A 17,749-nucleotide genomic window follows, 5' to 3' on the forward strand; every position below is an offset into this window, starting at 1 on the left:
TTAGCACAAAACACATGAGCAAATAATTACTCTGCGTCTGGCTCTTCAGATTTATGCTTCGCTGCGGTCTCTTTAATCAGAGATTGCAACTCACCACGCTGATACATTTCGATGATGATGTCGCAGCCGCCAACCAGCTCGCCATCAACCCACAGCTGCGGGAAAGTCGGCCAGTTTGCGTATTTTGGCAGCTCAGCACGGATGTCTGGGTTCTGTAAAATATCAACGTATGCGAAACGCTCGCCACAGGCAGACAGCGCCTGCACAGCCTGGGCAGAGAAACCACAGCTAGGCAGTTTCGGAGAACCTTTCATATAAAGAAGAATTGGGTTCTCGGTGATCTGTTGTTGGATTTTTTCAATAGTGCTCATTGCTTGCTTCCTCAAACCAAGTACTGGCATTAGCCTGCCATTGTAGCGATTGACACCCTCTCCAGAAAACACCATTTTTTACAGGGTTTCTCTGTGCTGCGCGATGGAGGGACAACATGCATCAAGAATAACACTTTTCCCGCAGCGGGAAATCAGGAAATAACTATAAGCACGATCAATAAATAGCCTCACAACCATTAGTTTGGTCATTTTTTTTGCGTTCGGTAACGAAACAGGAAGAGGAATCGAAAAAGGTTATTAACTTTATTGCGCCTTATGGATTAGAATCGGCGGGTTTCGCAAAATCATACACGGGCATGATGGTATTTATCATGCATTTATTTTAACCAGGGGAATGTCGAGTGGCGCGGATAACAAAAACATCTATCACGCTCTGTGCTCTGCTATTTACCTTGCCGTATATACCATTGACGCAGGCGTCTGAACACGCTCGTCCCGTGGTCGCGCAAAAGGCGCACGTTGTGAAATCCACAACGAAGAGCACAGAAAAGAACAGTAAGAGTAAACAGAAAACCACTACCGCCAGCAAGAAAAGCACCACCACCAAGACTGCAAGCAAGAAAAAAGAAACCGCTGCCGCGAAAAGTAAAACCGTTAAAAATGCCAGCAGCACCAAAACCAAGAATCTTGCCAAAACCGACCGCAAAAAATCCTCTCAGCTCGCAAAAGTCCAGCCTGTTACTTTCACCGAAAAATGCAGTAAACCTCGCAAAGGTTACAAAACGCGTTGTGTGAAAGTTAAAGCAGAGCATCCAACGACTATTGCTCAGGCGCATAAAGTCCGCGTGCAAAAAGCACAAAAAACGGCAATGAATAAATTGATGGGCCAGATTGGCAAACCGTATCGCTGGGGAGGCACGTCGCCAAATACCGGTTTCGATTGCAGCGGTCTGGTTTACTACGCTTATAAAGACCTGGTGAAATTCCGCATTCCGCGCACCGCGAACGAGATGTACCATCTGCGTGATGCTTCTTCAGTAGACCGTGGCGAACTGGAAACAGGCGATCTGGTCTTCTTCCGCACCCGTGGTCGCGGCACCGCTGATCACGTTGGCGTGTATGTTGGCAATGGCAAATTCATCCAGTCACCTCGCACGGGTCGCGATATTCAAATCACGTCTTTAAGTGAAGATTACTGGCAGCGCCATTATGTGGGTGCCAAACGCGTTATGACCTCAAAAACCATTCGTTAATCCCTCTTCGTAAAAACTCGCACTTGCCCTTAAACGGGTAAGTGCGTTTCTCTTTTGCTTTTCCTTTCAATTTGTTAACCTAAACCCGCACTAAAAGTGTTTATTTAACAATAGATACCCTAACTCATTTGAGTCAACGATGCGGCTCGAAGAATGATGGGTAATAAGGAGTTTGCAATGTCGTTCGAATTACCTGCACTACCATATGCGAAAGATGCTTTAGCCCCGCACATCTCTGCCGAAACGCTGGAATACCATTACGGTAAACACCATCAAACCTACGTCACTAACCTGAACAATCTGGTTAAGGGCACCGCGTTTGAAGGTAAAACTCTGGAAGAGATCGTTCGTACTTCAGAAGGCGGCGTATTCAACAACGCAGCACAGGTGTGGAACCACACATTCTACTGGAACTGTCTGGCGCCAAACGCAGGTGGCGAACCAACAGGCGCACTGCTGGAAGCCATCAATAAATCTTTTGGTAGCTTTGCTGAATTCAAACAGCAGTTTACCGACGCGGCTATCAAAAACTTCGGCGCGGGTTGGACCTGGCTGGTTAAGCAAGAAGATGGCGCATTAGCTATCGTTTCAACGTCTAATGCCGGCACCCCGCTGACCACTGCGGCAAAACCGCTGTTGACAGTAGACGTATGGGAACATGCTTACTACATCGACTACCGTAATGCTCGCGCAGGCTACCTTGAGCATTTCTGGGCGCTGGTGAACTGGGAATTTGTTGCGAAGAATCTGGCAGCGTAAAACCTAAAAGATATGGGCCGCGATTGCGGCCCATTTTAATCAGTGCAGTACGGCAGTTAACGCGCCACAGACGATCAGTGCCAGAACAATGACCGTTGTGGTGATTGAAAATTTCAAATCTGTGCTCATCAATAAACTCCTTTTAATTACCTTACAATCGGTGTGTCAGAGTGATTTTCCCACAACCAGAAATAAAAATCCTCCTGGTTTTAACCTGATATCGCTTTTCCCTCTTCCACTTTTCTTCCGGATAGGCCAAAATCCCTCGCTAATTTATTGCGTACCATCAATTCTATGCCCTCCTTCCGTTTTATGTCGCAATCCCGGCATACCCGCAACCCAAACGTTGCCTCAGGAGTCAGTGTACGCAAACGTTTAACATATTAGTTATCAGGAGTTTACGATATGGCCTGGAGTGAAATTTAATGGCGACAATCAAGGACGTGGCGAAGCGCGCAAACGTTTCCACTACAACCGTATCACATGTGATTAACAAAACTCGCTTTGTGGCGGAAGAGACTCGCAATGCGGTCTGGGCGGCAATCAAAGAATTGCACTATTCACCTAGTGCCGTCGCACGCAGCCTTAAAGTTAATCACACCAAAACGATTGGTCTGCTTGCCACTTCCAGCGAAGCCCCTTATTTCGCCGAGATCATCGAAGCCGTGGAAAATAGCTGCTTTGAAAAAGGCTATACCCTGATTCTGGGCAATGCGCACAACAACTTTGAAAAACAGCGCGCTTATTTATCAATGATGGCGCAAAAGCGCGTCGATGGCCTGCTGGTGATGTGTTCTGAGTATCCGGAATCACTGCTGACAATGCTCGAAGAATATCGCCATATCCCCATGGTGGTGATGGACTGGGGCGAAGCTCGCGCAGACTTCACCGACTCTGTGGTCGATAACGCGTTCCACGGCGGTTATCTGGCCGGGCGTTATTTGATTGAACGCGGCCACCGTGAAATTGGCGCCATTCCTGGCCAAATGGAACGTAACACCGGCGGCGGTCGTCACGCAGGCTTTATGAAAGCGCTGGAAGAAGCCGGTATCGCCATTCCAGAAAACTGGATTGTTCAGGGCGACTTTGAGCCAGAGTCTGGGTACCGCGCGATGCAGCAGATTCTCGGCCAGTCTCATCGTCCAACGGCAGTCTTCTGTGGCGGGGATATTATGGCGATGGGCGCGATTTGTGCCGCTGATGAAATGGGTCTGCGTGTGCCGCAGGATCTTTCAATTATTGGCTACGATAACGTGCGTAACGCCCGCTTCTTCTCGCCAGCACTGACCACCATTCACCAGCCAAAAGATTCGCTGGGTGAAACGGCGTTTAACATGTTGCTGGACAGAATCGTCAACAAACGCGAAGAGTCGCAGTCCATTGAAGTGCATCCGCGCCTGATTGAACGCCGCTCCGTAGCCGACGGTCCGTTCCGCGATTACCGCCGCTAAAATAGCGTAGGTCGTACAGCAGCGTCATCCGACAGTTCTGACGTAAATGGTGGATGACGCCTGCGGCTTATCCACCCTACGAACTCTGTGAAGCAGCGCTGTCAGGCTCCTGCAACCACTCCTGATTCATCGTTTCGCTATCTCCCAGATAATCTAATAACCAGGCTAGCGCGGGTGACGCATCATTTTGCTTCCACGTCAGGCAACACGCGGCATCCGGGAATGGGTTATCCAGCGTCAGCTCGCACCATTTACCGGAATCTACCCACGGCCTTGCGATATGCAATGGCACCATACCGATACACAAACCTGCACTCAGGCAATCGGAACCCGACTCCCAATCTGGCACCACTACACGCCGCTGGTTATCCAGCAGCCAGGTAATACGCTTTGGCAAGGAACGCGAGGTATCTTCCAGAACCAGCGACGGCCAGGCACGTAAGTCGTCATCACTTAACGTACCGCCTTGTACCGCCAGGGGATGATTTGCAGCCACCACGCAACGCCAACTCAGTGTCCCCATGTCCCGGAAGGCAAAACGCCCACCGACAGGAATGGCCTGCGTTGCGCCAATCGCAACTTCAACGCGCCCATCCGCCAGCGCGTCCCACACACCGTTAAACACTTCCTGATAAATATGCAGCTCGATATCCGGGAAATGGCGGTAGAAATCCAACACCAGCTGGCGCGTGCGTTCGGGTTTTACAATATTATCGACCGCAATCGCCAGGTGTCCGCGCCATCCATTTGCGATCTGCTGGCACTGCTGCCGTGTCGTCATCATTTTTTTGATAACAGAGCGCCCTTCCTTCAAAAAAAAGACGCCCGCGGGGGTTAATTCGACATCACGATGACGGCGTTCAAACAGCGGAACAGCTAACCATTCTTCCAGTTGCCGTACCGTATAGCTGATGGCAGACGGAACGCGGTGCAACTCCTGTGCAGCACCGCTGAAGCTGCCATTGCGCGCCACCGCATCTATCACTTCCAGCGAATATTCAGACCACATTTTTCTGCTCACAAATTTTTTGAACGCAATAGACAAATATTAGCGTTTCACAAGCGTAATTGCACTCCGTACACTCTCGCGGCAATCAACCTGCAAGATAAATCAAGAGAAAAACATGCAACCATCAAAAGGATTTCTTATCTGGCTGGCCGGATTAAGTGTGCTGGGGTTCCTCGCCACAGACATGTATCTGCCAGCTTTCGCGGCTATTCAGCAAGATTTACAGACCGATGCTTCCGCGGTGAGCGCAAGCTTGAGTTTGTTCCTCGCCGGATTTGCGTTCGCTCAGTTAATGTGGGGGCCGCTGTCTGACCATTTCGGCCGCAAACCTGTGTTACTGGCCGGGTTGAGTCTGTTTGCCATCGGTTGTATCGGCATGTTGTGGGTCGAAAGCGCCACCGCGCTGCTGGTCCTGCGCTTTGTACAGGCCGTTGGCGTGTGTTCTGCGGCGGTGAGCTGGCAGGCGCTGGTAACGGATTACTACCCGGCAAACCGCGCAAATCGTATTTTCGCAACAATTATGCCGCTGGTTGGTTTGTCTCCGGCACTGGCACCGCTGCTCGGTAGCTGGATTTTGACGCACTTCGACTGGCAGGCGATTTTCGCCACCCTGTTTGCTATCACCCTGGTGTTGATGATCCCAACGCTGCGCCTGAAACCACGGACTCAGCATCACCCGCAAACTGAAGACAACAAAGTCAGCTTTATGTCGTTGCTGCGCAATCGCGTATATAGCGGCAACGTATTGATTTATGCCGCTTGTTCCGCAAGCTTCTTTGCCTGGTTGACCGGTTCCCCATTCATCCTGAACGATATGGGTTACAGCCCGGCGGCAATCGGCCTGAGCTACGTGCCACAAACCATTGCCTTCCTGATTGGCGGTTACGGTTGTCGCAGCGCGCTGCAAAAATGGAACGGCAAGCAAATGCTGCCCTGGCTGCTGGCTTTATATACGCTGAGTATTTTCGGCACCTGGGCGGTTTCGATAAGCGGTCACGCGACCCTGACGCTGCTGCTGATCCCATTCTGTATCATGGCAATAGCCAACGGCGCAATTTACCCTATCGTTGTCGCTTCAGCACTGCTGCCATTCCCGCAGGCCACGGGTAAAGCCGCTGCGCTGCAAAACACGCTGCAATTGGGCCTGTGCTTCCTGGCAAGTTTGATGGTTTCCTGGCTTGTGGCAACGCCGCTGCTGACGACCACCAGCGTGATGCTGGTGACCATTGCGCTGGCAATGTTAGGTTATCTGATGCAGCGCCGTAAAAATGCAGAGGTCTGGCAACCTGCTGAATCCGATGCGCATTAATGATGTTAGTGAATAACTTAGCGTGCTAACAATATTTCATTGAATCACTAAACAGGCGAGCCTATACTCATTAACGGCTCGGTTGTCAGCATAATTATAATGAAATCGTGACGGGAGCCTTTGTGCTCCCGTTTGTTGTTTTGAGAGCTTTTTTTGTGGGCACTCGCCCCTTTCTCTGTTCTACGTCGGATATCAGGCTCACGGTTTTTTCCGTGACATTTCTCACATGCCCAAAATAGCGTCTACGCTGTTTGAAGGTTCCTCACACAATGGTGATGGAGAAGCTATGAGTTCATCGTGTATAGAAGAAGTCAGCATAAGAAATAACCCGTGGTATCGAATTGTTAACGAAATGCTCGCTAAGGCTGGAGTGGAAATAAACGGCCCACGCCCTTTCGATATACAGGTTAAGCACCCCGATTTTTTTAAACGCGTCCTGCAAGAGGGTTCACTCGGGCTGGGTGAAAGCTATATGGACGGTTGGTGGGACTGCGAGCGTCTGGATATATTTTTCAATAATGCCATTCGTGCCGGACTCGAGGATCAACTTCCCCGCCATTTAAAAGACACGCTACGCATTGCCGCTGCCCGGATAATGAATCTGCAATCTAAAAAACGCGCCTGGATTGTTGGCAAAGAACATTACGATCTCGGCAACGATTTATTTAGCCGCATGCTTGATGAGCATATGCAATATTCCTGTGGTTACTGGAAAGAAGCCACCACGCTCAGCGATGCGCAGAACGCCAAACTAAAAATGATCTGCGATAAACTGCAACTGGAACCGGGAATGACGCTGCTGGATATTGGTTGCGGCTGGGGCGGTCTTGCGCAATATGCTGCCCGACATTACGGCGTCGCGGTACACGGTGTCACGATCTCTGCTGAACAACAAAAAATGGCGCAGGAACGGTGTGCGGGTCTTGATGTCACTATTTTGCTGCAAGACTATCGCGAACTGGATATGCAATTTGACCGCATTGTTTCCGTCGGCATGTTTGAACATGTCGGGCCAAAAAACTATGCCACCTATTTTAGGGTCGCCGACCGTAATCTGAAACCGGAAGGGATTTTCCTGCTGCACACCATTGGTTCCAATAAAACCAATAACAGCGTGGATCCGTGGATTGATAAATATATCTTCCCGAATGGCTGTCTGCCGTCGGTGTGCCAGATTGCACAAGCCAGTGAACAGCATTTCGTCATGGAAGACTGGCATAACTTTGGTGCCGATTACGATAAAACCTTAATGGCCTGGAATGAGCGTTTCTTGCAGCACTGGCCTGAAATCGCCGATAACTATTCCGAACGTTTTAAACGCATGTTTAGTTATTATCTGAATGCCTGTGCCGGAGCCTTCCGCGCCCGTGATATTCAGCTTTGGCAAATAGTCTTTAGTCGCGGCATTGAAGACGGCTTACGAGTTCCTCATTAATGAGTAATGGCCCCGGTATCTCCGGGGTCACTATTTACTGCAACTCTATAGCATTCTCTTAACAAAGCGTGACCCTCCTCACGTTTCCTGGTCTCCTTTCTTCCTGAGTTTGATCCCGTTAACACTTATTCGTTTCTCAGTTGGAAACCGGTTTCCGTTTTGTTTCACAATAACCGCACTTTCCGAAACAATAACAAGGATACCGCCATGAGCATCTACCAAAAAATGGTCAATGTGATTGAGCACAAAGTCACCCCCATGGCCGGAGCAATGGGTTCTCAGCGCCATGTCATCGCTATCCGCGATGGTTTTATCTCAGCTCTGCCGTTCATGATTATCGGTTCGTTCTTGTTAGTGTTTATTTTCCCGCCGTTCTCGCCTGACAGCACCTGGAGTTTTGCCCGCTCGTGGCTGAATTTCTCGCTCACTTATCGTGAACAACTCATGCTGCCGTTTAACCTCAGCATGGGCGTGATGACGTTCTTTATCTCCGTCGGTATCGGCGCAAGTCTTGGCAAGCACTACAAGCTCGACCCTATCATGACGGGTCTGTTGGCATTTATGGCCTTTTTGCTGGTTGCCGCCCCTTATAAAGACGGGCAGATTTCGACGCAGTATTTCTCGGGCCAGGGCATCTTTACCGCGCTGATTACCGCGATTTACGCCAGTGAAATGTACGCGTTCTTAAAACGCCACAACATCACTATTCGCCTGCCAAAAGAAGTGCCTACCGGCGTGGCGCGCTCCTTTGAAATCCTGATCCCGGTGGTGGTGATTGTCGCCACGCTGCACCCGCTGAACCTGTTCATCGAGTCCACCACCGGCATGATTATTCCTGAAGCCATTATGCACCTGTTGGCGCCACTGGTTTCAGCGTCAGACTCTTTGCCTGCGATTCTGATTTCAGTGTTTATCTGCCAAATCCTGTGGTTTGCCGGTATTCACGGCGCGTTAATCGTCACCGGGATTATGAACCCGTTCTGGATGGCTAACCTTTCCGCTAACCAGACGGCGCTGGCCGCGGGTAATGTTCTGCCGCACATCTATCTGCAAGGTTTTTGGGATCACTATCTGCTGATTGGCGGCGTAGGTTCAACGCTCCCGCTGGCCTTCTTATTGCTGCGTAGCCGTGCCATTCACCTGCGCACCATCGGCAAAATGGGTGTGGTTCCTAGCTTCTTTAATATCAACGAACCGATTCTGTTCGGTACGCCAATCATCATGAACCCGCTGTTCTTTCTGCCGTTTACGCTGGTGCCGATGATTAACGCAACACTGGCCTATATCGCAACCAAATTAGGTTGGGTTGCACAAGTGGTATCGCTCACTCCGTGGACAACGCCTGCGCCGATTGGGGCCTCGTGGGCCGCAAACTGGGCGGTAAGTCCCGTAATCATGTGTCTAATTTGTATGGTCATGTCGGCTGTGATGTATTACCCATTCCTGAAAGCTTACGAACGCACTCTGATCAAACAGGATGAAGAGCGTAGCGCACAGGAAAGTGAAAACCCGATTACCGTGAACTAATCAACTACTTTTGCCTGCCGGTCTGGCAGGCTCGTCCGTCACAAGAGGAACTGTATGAAATACGTATTTCCTGAAAATTTCTGGTGGGGCAGCGCAAGTTCAGCGCCACAAACCGAAGGCGAAACCCTCTCTTTTGGCAAGTCCGCCACTATCTGGGATCAATGGTATAAGGAACAACCCACCCGCTTCCACAACGGTGTGGGCCCAGCAGATACTTCCACATTCTACAAAAACTGGAAGCAAGATATCGCCCTGCTCAAAGAGCTGAATCACAACACCTTCCGCACCTCGATTTCCTGGGCACGTCTGATTCCTGAAGGCCGTGGCGCGGTTAACCAGGAAGCCGTCACCTTCTACAATCAGGTTATCGACGAACTGGTGGCGCAGGGCATTAAGCCGTTTATCAACCTGTTCCACTTTGATATGCCGATGGTTATGCAGCAGCAAGGCGGCTGGGAAAGTCGTGACGTTGTCACGGCCTACGCTGAATTTGCGAACGTTTGTTTCGAGCTGTTTGGCGACCGCGTGAAGCATTGGTTCACTTTCAACGAGCCGGTAGTGCCTGTTGAAGGCGGCTATCTGTATGATTTCCATTACCCGAACGTGGTGGATTTCAAACGTGCGGCAACCGTCGCCTACCACACCATGATTGCCCACTCCCTGGCGGTAAAGGCTTACCACCAGCGTAACGACGGCGGCGAAATTGGTATTATCCTCAACCTCACCCCTTCTTATCCGCGTTCGCAAAACCCTGCGGATGTGAAAGCGGCAAACATCGCTGACCTGATGTTCAACCGCAGCTTCCTCGACCCAGCTTTGCGTGGTGAATATCCGCAAGAACTGGTTGCACTGCTGAAAGAACATGGTCAACTGCCTGAGTGCCAGGCGGGTGACAAAGAGCTGCTTGCAGCGGGTGTCGTCGATTTACTGGGTATCAACTACTACCAGCCGCGCCGCATCAAGTGCCGCGACTCGCTGGTTAACCCGGACAGCCCGTTTATGCCGGAATGGTTCTTTGAAGCCTACGAAATGCCGGGCCGCAAAATGAACCCGTATCGTGGCTGGGAAATTTACGAGCAAGGGATTTACGATATTCTCACCAACCTGCGTGAAAATTATGGCAACCCAAATTGCTATATTTCTGAGAACGGCATGGGCGTTGAAAACGAACAGCGTTTCGACGAGAACGGCCAGATTCAGGATGACTACCGCATTGATTTCGTGCGCGACCACCTGAAATGGCTGCATAAAGGCATTAGTGAAGGCAGTAATTGCCTGGGTTATCACATGTGGACGTTTATTGATAACTGGTCCTGGTGCAATGCATACAAAAACCGTTATGGCTTTGTCTCGTTAAATCTTGAGACTCAGCAACGCACTATCAAGAAAAGCGGTGAGTGGTACAAAGCAACTTCCGCAGAAAATGGCTTTAACGATCGTACGTAATCTCAGCATTCGGGCCGCAAGGCCCGTTTCTGGCTGAGAAGCGGGAAACTCACACCATGTCGAATATTAATGATGTAGCACGCCTTGCACAGGTTTCTAAAGCCACCGTTTCGCGTGTTTTAAGCGGCAGTCGCGGCGTGAAAGAAGAGAGTCGCCAGGCCGTTTTGCGCGCGGCAGAAATACTTAACTACAAGCCCAATGCGATTGCTCAATCTTTGAGTTCCCAATCAACCAATTGCATTGGCGTAATCTGTGCCACCGAGCATATTCAGCAGTCCACAGGCTACCTGCAAGCGCTGGAGAAACAGCTTAACCAGCATCATAAACACCTGCTGTTACGCTTCGCCAATGACCACGACAGCGTGGCGCAGGCCGCTCAGGAACTTTCAAACGGGTTATGTGATGCGTTGCTGGTTGTGGGGGCGCGTTTCTCACTCCCTCCGCTCGACGACGATATTATGCTGATTGATTGCCTGAGCGGTTCGAATGCGCTGAGTATTCAATGCGATCACGTTTTCGCGGCAGAAACCGCCGTGCACTATTTGTGTAACCAGAAACGGCGGCAAATCGCCCTGATAAACTTTGCCAGCGGTGAAGCGGCAGCCCAAACCCTTGAGGGTTATCACCAGGCGCTGCACAACCACGTGGTGCCTTTTAACCGGCAGTTGGTGATTGAGGATGAATCCTCGGTGCGTATCGCGCTGCAACGGCTGATCAATCGCGGTGTGAAGTTTTCCGCATTGCTAGTGACCGATGACACTCAGGCGCAGGAAGCCATGATGATGCTCAATCAGTACCAGTTACACGTGCCTGAACAAGTGATGGTATTCAGTCTTGATGGTTCAACCCGAATGCCGGGGGCAAACGCCATTCCAGCGATTAAATATCCCCTGGAGAGTATTGCGCGTCGGGCGGTGGAATTACTGCTTGGGGATCGGCATACCAGTGATTTGGTGCGCGGAAGTTTGTTGATTGCATAAGAAAGTCGGATGTCGCGTAAACGGCATCCGACAAAACCCTGCAATCACGCCTTCGGTAGCAACGCATCCAGTGTCGCTTCACGTTGCGCAAGCACGCGCTCAACGGTGTCTACTATCGCCTGGGTTTGCGGGTCGATTTCGATATTAATACGATTCCCCAGTTTTTTACTGCCAAGTGTAGTGCGCTCAAGCGTTTCCGGAATTAAATGTACGCAGAAACGCGAAGCCGTGACTTCACCGACCGTCAGGCTAATACCATCAATGCCGATATATCCTTTATGCAGAATATATTTCATCAAGGTTTTATCGCGCATTTTAAACCAGATCTGGCGGTTATTTTCTGAGGTCAGAATCTTTGCTACTTCAGCGGTCGTCATAATATGACCGGACATAAGATGCCCGCCGATTTCATCATTAAATTTAGCCGCGCGTTCGACGTTCACACTATCACCCACAACTAACTCGCCGAGATTGGTAATACGCAGCGTCTCTTTCATTAAATCAAAGCTGACGTGGTTGCCATTGATTTCGGTGACGGTCAGGCAACAGCCGTTGTGTGCCACCGACGCGCCTGTTTCAAGGCCAGGTAACATCTCATCTGGCATTTCAATTACGTGGGTACGGAAATTGGGTTTCTCATCAATGGAGACCAGGGTCGCAGTACCCTGCACAATACCTGTAAACATCGTCAAACTCCTGGTAATTATTCGGCTGCTGATAATTCGTAATGCAGCACTTTAACAGTTGGAAAAACAGCTTGCCAGCTATCCGCACTACCCCACCATTATTTGGCTGGCGTATTCGTTTTCTGCCGCTACAATAGTCAGGCTAATTCCCCTGCAATTCCTATTTTTCTGCCATTTCTGGCGGTCTTGTTGTCTTTCTAATAACTAATAATAATCAGGTGTTAAAAATGCAGAAGTACATAGTTGAAGCCCGCCAGCTGCTCGCGCTGGCGATACCTGTCATCCTCGCGCAAATCGCACAAACCTCGATGGGCTTTGTCGATACCGTGATGGCCGGTGGCTACAGCGCAACCGATATGGCCGCTGTGGCAATCGGTACCTCCATCTGGCTACCTGCCATTCTGTTCGGCCATGGTTTGTTAATGGCGCTGACGCCTACCGTGGCACAACTCAACGGATCTGGTCGCCGTGAGCGTATCGCGCACCAGATTCGCCAGGGCTTCTGGCTGGCGGGCATTGTCTCGGCGCTCATCATGATTGTGCTGTGGAACGCGGGCTATATCATCCATGCGATGAAAAATATCGACCCACAACTGGCCGATAAAGCCGTCGGCTACCTGCGTGCATTGCTGTGGGGCGTCCCGGGGTATTTATTCTTCCAGGTAGCGCGTAACCAGTGTGAAGGCCTGGCGAAAACCAAACCCGGCATGGTGATGGGTTTTATCGGTTTACTGGTCAACATTCCGGTTAACTACATCTTTATTTACGGTCACTTTGGCATGCCCGAACTCGGCGGCGTAGGCTGCGGTGTCGCAACGGCTGCCGTATATTGGGTGATGTTCTTCTTCATGATTTCCTATGTGAAGAAATCCCGTTCGATGCGCGATTTGAAGCTGCCAAAAGGCTTCATCAAGCCCGACTGGAAAGTGATGTATCGCTTAACTCAACTGGGGCTGCCGATTGCGCTGGCGCTGTTCTTTGAAGTGACGCTATTCGCCGTAGTCGCGCTACTGGTTGCGCCTCTGGGGATTATCGATGTAGCTGGGCACCAGATTGCCCTTAACTTCAGCTCGCTGATGTTTGTTCTGCCGATGTCCCTTTCCGCGGCGGTCACGATACGCGTAGGCTTCCGTCTGGGCCAGGGTTCAACACTCGACGCGCAAACGGCGGCCTGGACCGGCATTTGCGTAGGGATGTGTATGGCGATGCTCACTGCGATTTTCACGGTAGTGATGCGCGAACACATCGCCCTGCTCTACAACAGCAATCCTGAAGTTGTCGCGCTGGCGGCGCACTTGATGCTACTGGCGGCGGTGTATCAGCTTTCTGATTCTGTGCAGGTGATCGGCAGCGGCGTGCTGCGTGGCTATAAAGATACGCGCTCGATTTTCTTTATCACGTTTATCGCCTATTGGGTGTTGGGATTGCCAAGCGGTTACATTCTGGCGCTGACAGACTGGGTGGTTGAACCGATGGGCCCGGCAGGTTTCTGGATTGGATTTATTATCGGCCTGACGTCTGCGGCCATCATGATGATGCTGCGGATGCGTTGGTTACAGCGCCAACCTTCAATCACGATTTTGCAACGCGCTGCACGGTAAATGTTCATAGCCGCCTTTTTGGCGGCTATTTTTACACCGAGTTGTGCAGATGCGCAGCAAACGAGTGAAATATGAAAGAAATTTGCTGTTTAGCGCTTGCAAGGCTCGGGTGCTGCCGCTAATATTCGTCCCCGTTGTCACAGGCAACACAGTGCGTCCGTAGCTCAGTTGGTTAGAGCACTACCTTGACATGGTAGGGGTCGGTGGTTCGAGTCCACTCGGACGCACCATTTAACGTTTTACCGCAATCAGCAGTACCGCAACAAACAGTGCGTCCGTAGCTCAGTTGGTTAGAGCACCACCTTGACATGGTGGGGGTCGGTGGTTCGAGTCCACTCGGACGCACCATTCTAAGAAATCTCTCCTGCATTAACTCCTCAATTTTTTTAAGAAAACCAATAGTAACTCTGGCTTTATGCCCGCAAACCGCTTCGTACCTGTACTTTCCTCATACCCGTCCCTATACGTATCGGTAACTTTGGCACTTCTCAATCCTGTAAATGTTAAACAGTGAACATGAAGTGATGAATGTTCCAGGCTAGCGATATAGCACTAAGAAAATATATGTAGGTATTGAACCCTATTACGCCTGAAGAACTTCAAATTCAGCAGGTTAATTATGTCAGTCTAATTGTAGACTAAATATATCTTGAACTAATTACATAATTTGTAGAAAATCACCTCTACCGGTTAAAAGCCAATTATATGGCGCTCATCTTAATATGCACCAACAAATCAGCCAATAAAGCGCTGCATTCATAGTGTATAAAATTACTTTCACCCTTAATATTTAATCTGGCAACTTTCTTTTTAATATCATTGCGGAGACTCCCCTTCTCTATTTAAAGATTAATATTTTATTGCCCATATTTTAAGGTCTACCATGTTAAATATTGCCATTGATGAATCAAATACACTCTTCAGGAAAGGGCTGGAATTATTTCTTGAGGAGGTTTTACAAAACGTTCATAACGAGTCGGTGCATTTTCACGATCTGACCAAAATAAATGCGATCCACGCTGATATTATCGTAAAAGATTTCATTGCCGGTTCGCAGTTTATCTGCCAGCCCATTCTCAAGTTCCGCAGTAAACCGGGGCTAATTATTGGTATTTATGAAGGGGGTGAAAATCTCCATCATGATGAGCTACCGCTTTGCATTAAGAATATTATCTTTATTGCACGCACTGAGCCAGTAGACAGTGCGCGCAATAAAGTGAGCCTTGCATGGCGAGATACTATTGCTCACCCCATGGGTTCTCATTGCAACAAATGTTTACAGTGCAAGTACCGCACTCTCACACCTCAACAGATTATGATTGCGAAATCATTACTGCATGGCAATGACATTCTTAAAATCTCTCAGCAGCTAGGCATCAATGTAAAAACGGTTAGTGCCCATAAACGACACCTGATGTCCAAATTTAATCTCAAAAATGATTGTGAGCTATTGCATTTTTTAAAAACTTTAAAAGATAACAATCAGCCTGCCTATTTGCTGAAAGATTAGAAACAAAAATTAAAAATCATCAGCTGATGAAATTATCATAAAGTTCTTATCTCTCCGCCATGCTCGCTCTTAAAGATGCTCTAGCCGCGAATTTAAAGTATTTTTAAATCGCTCTGACGCATAATTATTCTTTAAAAGAATATTAATAAAATTCAACAAGTCATAATCAGTCTCAAGATCGAATTTAGTCATTATCATGCGCTTATGCGCCCCAACTGTTTTATAGTTGATATTTAATATTTCAGCTGTTTTTTGCGGACTATAGCCACGATAAAAATGCGCGGCCACCAACACTTGTTGTGAAGTCAACGTTCGGTGTTTACATGAAACACACATTAAGTGATTATAGCTGCGAGGTCTTGAGCGACATTCTTCCCACCCCTGCATGATGATGTCTTTCGCCTTAACGACTGACTCTCTTCTATTTATAAAAACAATATTAGAGATGCAAAGCGGAAGGCCTGAATTAATATCATCCCTATCCCCTTCATAAACACCAATAATCAAACTGTTAGCTTTTCTTTTACGTATTAGCGGCTGGCAAATATACTTAATGCCGGCATCGTAACGCTTCACAATGATGTCCGCATTCAATAAATTGGTTGGGGTTAGCTTTTCAATTTCAATTGCTGCATTTCCCTGACTAGCAAAAATTTTCTTTAACAATTGTTCCATGCCATGACGATACAAAGCATCTGATTCTTCAATAACAATTTTCAATATACACCCTCCCATTACAATGCTATTTAATGGGTGCACGTAATGTGAAATTATCTGATGGTTTAAACAAACTGGTGGGACGGACGCAATGCCCTAACAAGCTACAATGGTTTTGAATGTTATTACCTGTGAGAGAATCCGATGCTGCATAATCTAAGAATATGCAGCATCAGATAGGGAAAGCATTTATTAAATTTCTAATAATTAATTATAAACAAAAGACGCGGTTACCGTTGCAGCAATTGTACCCGGTGTAGCACCGCCATTTTTGGTATATGCGCGAGCCTGTAACGGGAAGGTATATGCACCACTGCTAATGTTTCCGGTAATTGTTTTACCATCGCCTAATACCGTTCCACCTGTACTTTGCAACTGAACAGAAACGTTCTGTGCTGCACCGTTGTTCAAATACAAATCGGCTGGCTGTACTGGGTCTGCTGTACCATGCATGGTCATTATTACGGAAGATGTCCCTGCCGGGCAAGAAACCAGCTTGATATTAATCGGTTTCCATCCTGCTGCAGCGCCAGCGGTCTGCATATCTGAAGCCTGAATATTCTGGCCCAAATCAACCCCTATCGTCACGCTATCACTGCTTACCTGGCACGGCGTTGCCACGATATTACCGGTAATATTAAGAGTCACCGGGTCTGCTGCATATAATGATGCACTCGCTACTAAAAAACTCATTCCAATTAATTTTTTCATTTCGTGTATGTCCCCATTTTATTGATAGGTTAAATTAAGCGTGGCGTTTGCATTGGCCGTGCCTGTTGCTACTACTGTTTTGGTTTGGTAATAACGGGCAACCAATGGGAATGTTTCTATACCGCCCGTTGAGCGTTTTAAAACTATATTATTATTTAAAATTAGCGGCGATCCGTTATAGACAATCTGTACACCCACACCTTTTGCAACACCCGCACTCCCCTGGCCGGATAACGCTAATACGCTTGTTGTGCCAACATCCGGGTTTTGCGTACCTGAAAGAGAAACGTTTATATTAGCCTGAGGATCACAGTTTAAACCTAAGTTTTGTGTATTTTGCGCCACTGCTGGTGTAGCGCCCACCGACGAACCAAAAGCTGACGCCGGTATATCCCCAATAGGAAACGTCAGATTTTGCGTTGTAATTTGACAGGCTAATACTGTTATCTTTGGTCCATTCACAAAATATTGTAAGGCCCGGACAGAAGGTCCGTCATCATCTCCCCACATATAGCCCAACACGCCAGGTGTTATCGTACCTGAAGTTATTGGACCGGTTTTAATAAACTTTACCGTTTTTGCGGAAATCCATATTGCTTCACTAATATTAGTAGAAGCATAAATTGCAGGAACTTCAAAATTGGTTGTCGCTCCCCCTATTGAGACGCCGACACCATCTACATTCGTTTTATAAAAATGAGCAATACCACTAGGGGTGGTAAATAAACTCATTATTGAATACCATCCGCCTCCTCCGTTACAACTAAACGCAACATCAGACGCAACACTGTTAGCTGTAGCAATTATGGTCCCATTAGGCACATCTCTTTGTACACTAAAATCAGGTACTGTGATTGTTAGGGTTTGTTGAGTCGCTCCTCCCCTAGTTGAACTGCATCCTGCCCAAACCGATCCACTCGAGAGCAATGCGGTCATTAATAAAATATAATTTAATATTAATTTGTTCATATTAATTACCAGAAATTCGTGACTAAGTTAATGACACTGCGCATATATTTGCTG

At 48.5% G+C, this 17,749-nt stretch carries 17 protein-coding genes and 2 tRNA genes; 12 read left to right on the forward strand and 7 right to left on the reverse strand.

Annotated elements, in window-relative coordinates:
- Nucleotides 1–26 precede the first annotated feature (26 nt).
- Nucleotides 27–371 (reverse strand): Grx4 family monothiol glutaredoxin, encoded by a 345-nt coding sequence (locus tag AC0IWZ_RS10745; RefSeq protein ID WP_115628382.1) that lies wholly within the window; start codon nt 369–371, stop codon nt 27–29.
- A 362-nt stretch (nt 372–733) separates the two neighbouring features.
- On the opposite strand from AC0IWZ_RS10745, the gene AC0IWZ_RS10750 reads away from it, so the two are divergent.
- Both AC0IWZ_RS10750 and sodB read left to right on the forward strand, forming a co-directional pair.
- Nucleotides 734–1,585, forward strand: a complete 852-nt coding sequence (locus tag AC0IWZ_RS10750) for a C40 family peptidase (protein WP_471677361.1) — start codon at nt 734–736, stop codon at nt 1,583–1,585.
- A 177-nt stretch (nt 1,586–1,762) separates the two neighbouring features.
- The gene (gene sodB / locus AC0IWZ_RS10755; protein WP_034495792.1) at nt 1,763–2,344 is read left to right on the forward strand and encodes a superoxide dismutase [Fe]; all 582 of its coding nucleotides are present in this window, start codon (nt 1,763–1,765) and stop codon (nt 2,342–2,344) included.
- Nucleotides 2,345–2,383: 39 nt separating this feature from the next.
- Here sodB and cydH read toward each other — a convergent pair whose 3' ends face one another.
- Nucleotides 2,384–2,473, reverse strand: a complete 90-nt coding sequence (gene cydH, locus AC0IWZ_RS10760; RefSeq protein ID WP_034495793.1) for a cytochrome bd-I oxidase subunit CydH — start codon at nt 2,471–2,473, stop codon at nt 2,384–2,386.
- Between the two features lie 296 nt (nt 2,474–2,769).
- Between cydH and purR the strand changes: the two genes are divergently transcribed.
- Complete coding sequence (gene purR / locus AC0IWZ_RS10765; protein ID WP_471677360.1) at nt 2,770–3,795, forward strand: HTH-type transcriptional repressor PurR; 1,026 nt, start codon at nt 2,770–2,772, stop codon at nt 3,793–3,795.
- 76 nt (nt 3,796–3,871) lie between these two features.
- On the opposite strand, the gene punR is transcribed toward purR, so the two are convergent.
- Nucleotides 3,872–4,804, reverse strand: a complete 933-nt coding sequence (gene punR, locus AC0IWZ_RS10770; RefSeq protein WP_034496269.1) for a DNA-binding transcriptional activator PunR — start codon at nt 4,802–4,804, stop codon at nt 3,872–3,874.
- Between the two features lie 115 nt (nt 4,805–4,919).
- On the opposite strand from punR, the gene punC reads away from it, so the two are divergent.
- From punC to AC0IWZ_RS10795, 5 genes are all read left to right on the forward strand, one after another.
- The gene (gene punC / locus AC0IWZ_RS10775) at nt 4,920–6,113 is read left to right on the forward strand and encodes a purine nucleoside transporter PunC (RefSeq protein ID WP_034495795.1); all 1,194 of its coding nucleotides are present in this window, start codon (nt 4,920–4,922) and stop codon (nt 6,111–6,113) included.
- A 286-nt stretch (nt 6,114–6,399) separates the two neighbouring features.
- On the forward strand, nt 6,400–7,548 hold the full coding sequence (cfa, locus tag AC0IWZ_RS10780) for a cyclopropane fatty acyl phospholipid synthase (RefSeq protein ID WP_471677359.1): 1,149 nt from the start codon (nt 6,400–6,402) through the stop codon (nt 7,546–7,548).
- Nucleotides 7,549–7,755: 207 nt separating this feature from the next.
- Nucleotides 7,756–9,075, forward strand: a complete 1,320-nt coding sequence (locus AC0IWZ_RS10785) for a PTS sugar transporter subunit IIC (RefSeq protein WP_034495798.1) — start codon at nt 7,756–7,758, stop codon at nt 9,073–9,075.
- Nucleotides 9,076–9,129: 54 nt separating this feature from the next.
- Complete coding sequence (locus AC0IWZ_RS10790) at nt 9,130–10,521, forward strand: glycoside hydrolase family 1 protein (RefSeq protein WP_471677358.1); 1,392 nt, start codon at nt 9,130–9,132, stop codon at nt 10,519–10,521.
- A gap of 56 nt (nt 10,522–10,577) precedes the next feature.
- Nucleotides 10,578–11,501, forward strand: coding sequence for a LacI family DNA-binding transcriptional regulator (locus AC0IWZ_RS10795; protein WP_034495800.1), 924 nt, complete (start codon nt 10,578–10,580; stop codon nt 11,499–11,501).
- Nucleotides 11,502–11,545: 44 nt separating this feature from the next.
- On the opposite strand, the gene AC0IWZ_RS10800 is transcribed toward AC0IWZ_RS10795, so the two are convergent.
- Nucleotides 11,546–12,187: a riboflavin synthase gene (locus AC0IWZ_RS10800; protein ID WP_034495801.1), complete on the reverse strand. Its 642-nt coding sequence runs from the start codon at nt 12,185–12,187 to the stop codon at nt 11,546–11,548.
- Between the two features lie 227 nt (nt 12,188–12,414).
- Between AC0IWZ_RS10800 and mdtK the strand changes: the two genes are divergently transcribed.
- The 4 genes from mdtK to AC0IWZ_RS10820 all read left to right on the forward strand — a co-directional run bounded on the left by mdtK (nt 12,415) and on the right by AC0IWZ_RS10820 (nt 15,298).
- Nucleotides 12,415–13,788: an MdtK family multidrug efflux MATE transporter gene (gene mdtK / locus AC0IWZ_RS10805; protein ID WP_471677357.1), complete on the forward strand. Its 1,374-nt coding sequence runs from the start codon at nt 12,415–12,417 to the stop codon at nt 13,786–13,788.
- Nucleotides 13,789–13,941: 153 nt separating this feature from the next.
- A tRNA-Val gene (locus AC0IWZ_RS10810) sits at nt 13,942–14,018 on the forward strand.
- A gap of 41 nt (nt 14,019–14,059) precedes the next feature.
- Nucleotides 14,060–14,136: transfer RNA gene (locus tag AC0IWZ_RS10815), tRNA-Val, on the forward strand.
- Between the two features lie 535 nt (nt 14,137–14,671).
- Nucleotides 14,672–15,298, forward strand: a complete 627-nt coding sequence (locus AC0IWZ_RS10820) for a helix-turn-helix domain-containing protein (protein ID WP_410372925.1) — start codon at nt 14,672–14,674, stop codon at nt 15,296–15,298.
- 69 nt (nt 15,299–15,367) lie between these two features.
- Here the strand turns inward: AC0IWZ_RS10820 and AC0IWZ_RS10825 are convergent, their stop codons facing one another.
- The 3 genes from AC0IWZ_RS10825 to AC0IWZ_RS10835 form a co-directional block, all read right to left on the reverse strand.
- Nucleotides 15,368–16,018 carry a LuxR C-terminal-related transcriptional regulator gene (locus AC0IWZ_RS10825; protein WP_471677356.1) on the reverse strand — a complete coding sequence of 217 codons (651 nt, stop codon included), beginning with the start codon at nt 16,016–16,018 and terminating at the stop codon, nt 15,368–15,370.
- Nucleotides 16,019–16,222: 204 nt separating this feature from the next.
- A complete protein-coding gene (locus tag AC0IWZ_RS10830) occupies nt 16,223–16,726 on the reverse strand; it encodes a fimbrial protein (RefSeq protein ID WP_410372927.1) in 504 nt (167 codons plus the stop codon).
- Nucleotides 16,727–16,744: 18 nt separating this feature from the next.
- Nucleotides 16,745–17,695: a fimbrial protein gene (locus AC0IWZ_RS10835; RefSeq protein ID WP_410372928.1), complete on the reverse strand. Its 951-nt coding sequence runs from the start codon at nt 17,693–17,695 to the stop codon at nt 16,745–16,747.
- Nucleotides 17,696–17,749 lie beyond the last annotated feature (54 nt).

This window comes from Buttiauxella sp. AC142 (assembly GCF_979253435.1).

What these genes read in the sequence shown, in the direction of transcription:
- punR (WP_034496269.1), bottom strand. Translation starts at nt 4,804, where the DNA reads ATGTGGTCTGAATATTCGCTGGAAGTGATAGATGCGGTGGCGCGCAAT.
- sodB (WP_034495792.1), top strand. Translation starts at nt 1,763, where the DNA reads ATGTCGTTCGAATTACCTGCACTACCATATGCGAAAGATGCTTTAGCC.
- mdtK (WP_471677357.1), top strand. Translation starts at nt 12,415, where the DNA reads ATGCAGAAGTACATAGTTGAAGCCCGCCAGCTGCTCGCGCTGGCGATA.
- AC0IWZ_RS10745 (WP_115628382.1), bottom strand. Translation starts at nt 371, where the DNA reads ATGAGCACTATTGAAAAAATCCAACAACAGATCACCGAGAACCCAATT.
- AC0IWZ_RS10835 (WP_410372928.1), bottom strand. Translation starts at nt 17,695, where the DNA reads ATGAACAAATTAATATTAAATTATATTTTATTAATGACCGCATTGCTC.
- AC0IWZ_RS10790 (WP_471677358.1), top strand. Translation starts at nt 9,130, where the DNA reads ATGAAATACGTATTTCCTGAAAATTTCTGGTGGGGCAGCGCAAGTTCA.
- AC0IWZ_RS10830 (WP_410372927.1), bottom strand. Translation starts at nt 16,726, where the DNA reads ATGAAAAAATTAATTGGAATGAGTTTTTTAGTAGCGAGTGCATCATTA.
- purR (WP_471677360.1), top strand. Translation starts at nt 2,770, where the DNA reads ATGGCGACAATCAAGGACGTGGCGAAGCGCGCAAACGTTTCCACTACA.
- AC0IWZ_RS10800 (WP_034495801.1), bottom strand. Translation starts at nt 12,187, where the DNA reads ATGTTTACAGGTATTGTGCAGGGTACTGCGACCCTGGTCTCCATTGAT.
- cydH (WP_034495793.1), bottom strand. Translation starts at nt 2,473, where the DNA reads ATGAGCACAGATTTGAAATTTTCAATCACCACAACGGTCATTGTTCTG.
- punC (WP_034495795.1), top strand. Translation starts at nt 4,920, where the DNA reads ATGCAACCATCAAAAGGATTTCTTATCTGGCTGGCCGGATTAAGTGTG.
- AC0IWZ_RS10820 (WP_410372925.1), top strand. Translation starts at nt 14,672, where the DNA reads ATGTTAAATATTGCCATTGATGAATCAAATACACTCTTCAGGAAAGGG.
- AC0IWZ_RS10795 (WP_034495800.1), top strand. Translation starts at nt 10,578, where the DNA reads ATGTCGAATATTAATGATGTAGCACGCCTTGCACAGGTTTCTAAAGCC.
- AC0IWZ_RS10785 (WP_034495798.1), top strand. Translation starts at nt 7,756, where the DNA reads ATGAGCATCTACCAAAAAATGGTCAATGTGATTGAGCACAAAGTCACC.
- cfa (WP_471677359.1), top strand. Translation starts at nt 6,400, where the DNA reads ATGAGTTCATCGTGTATAGAAGAAGTCAGCATAAGAAATAACCCGTGG.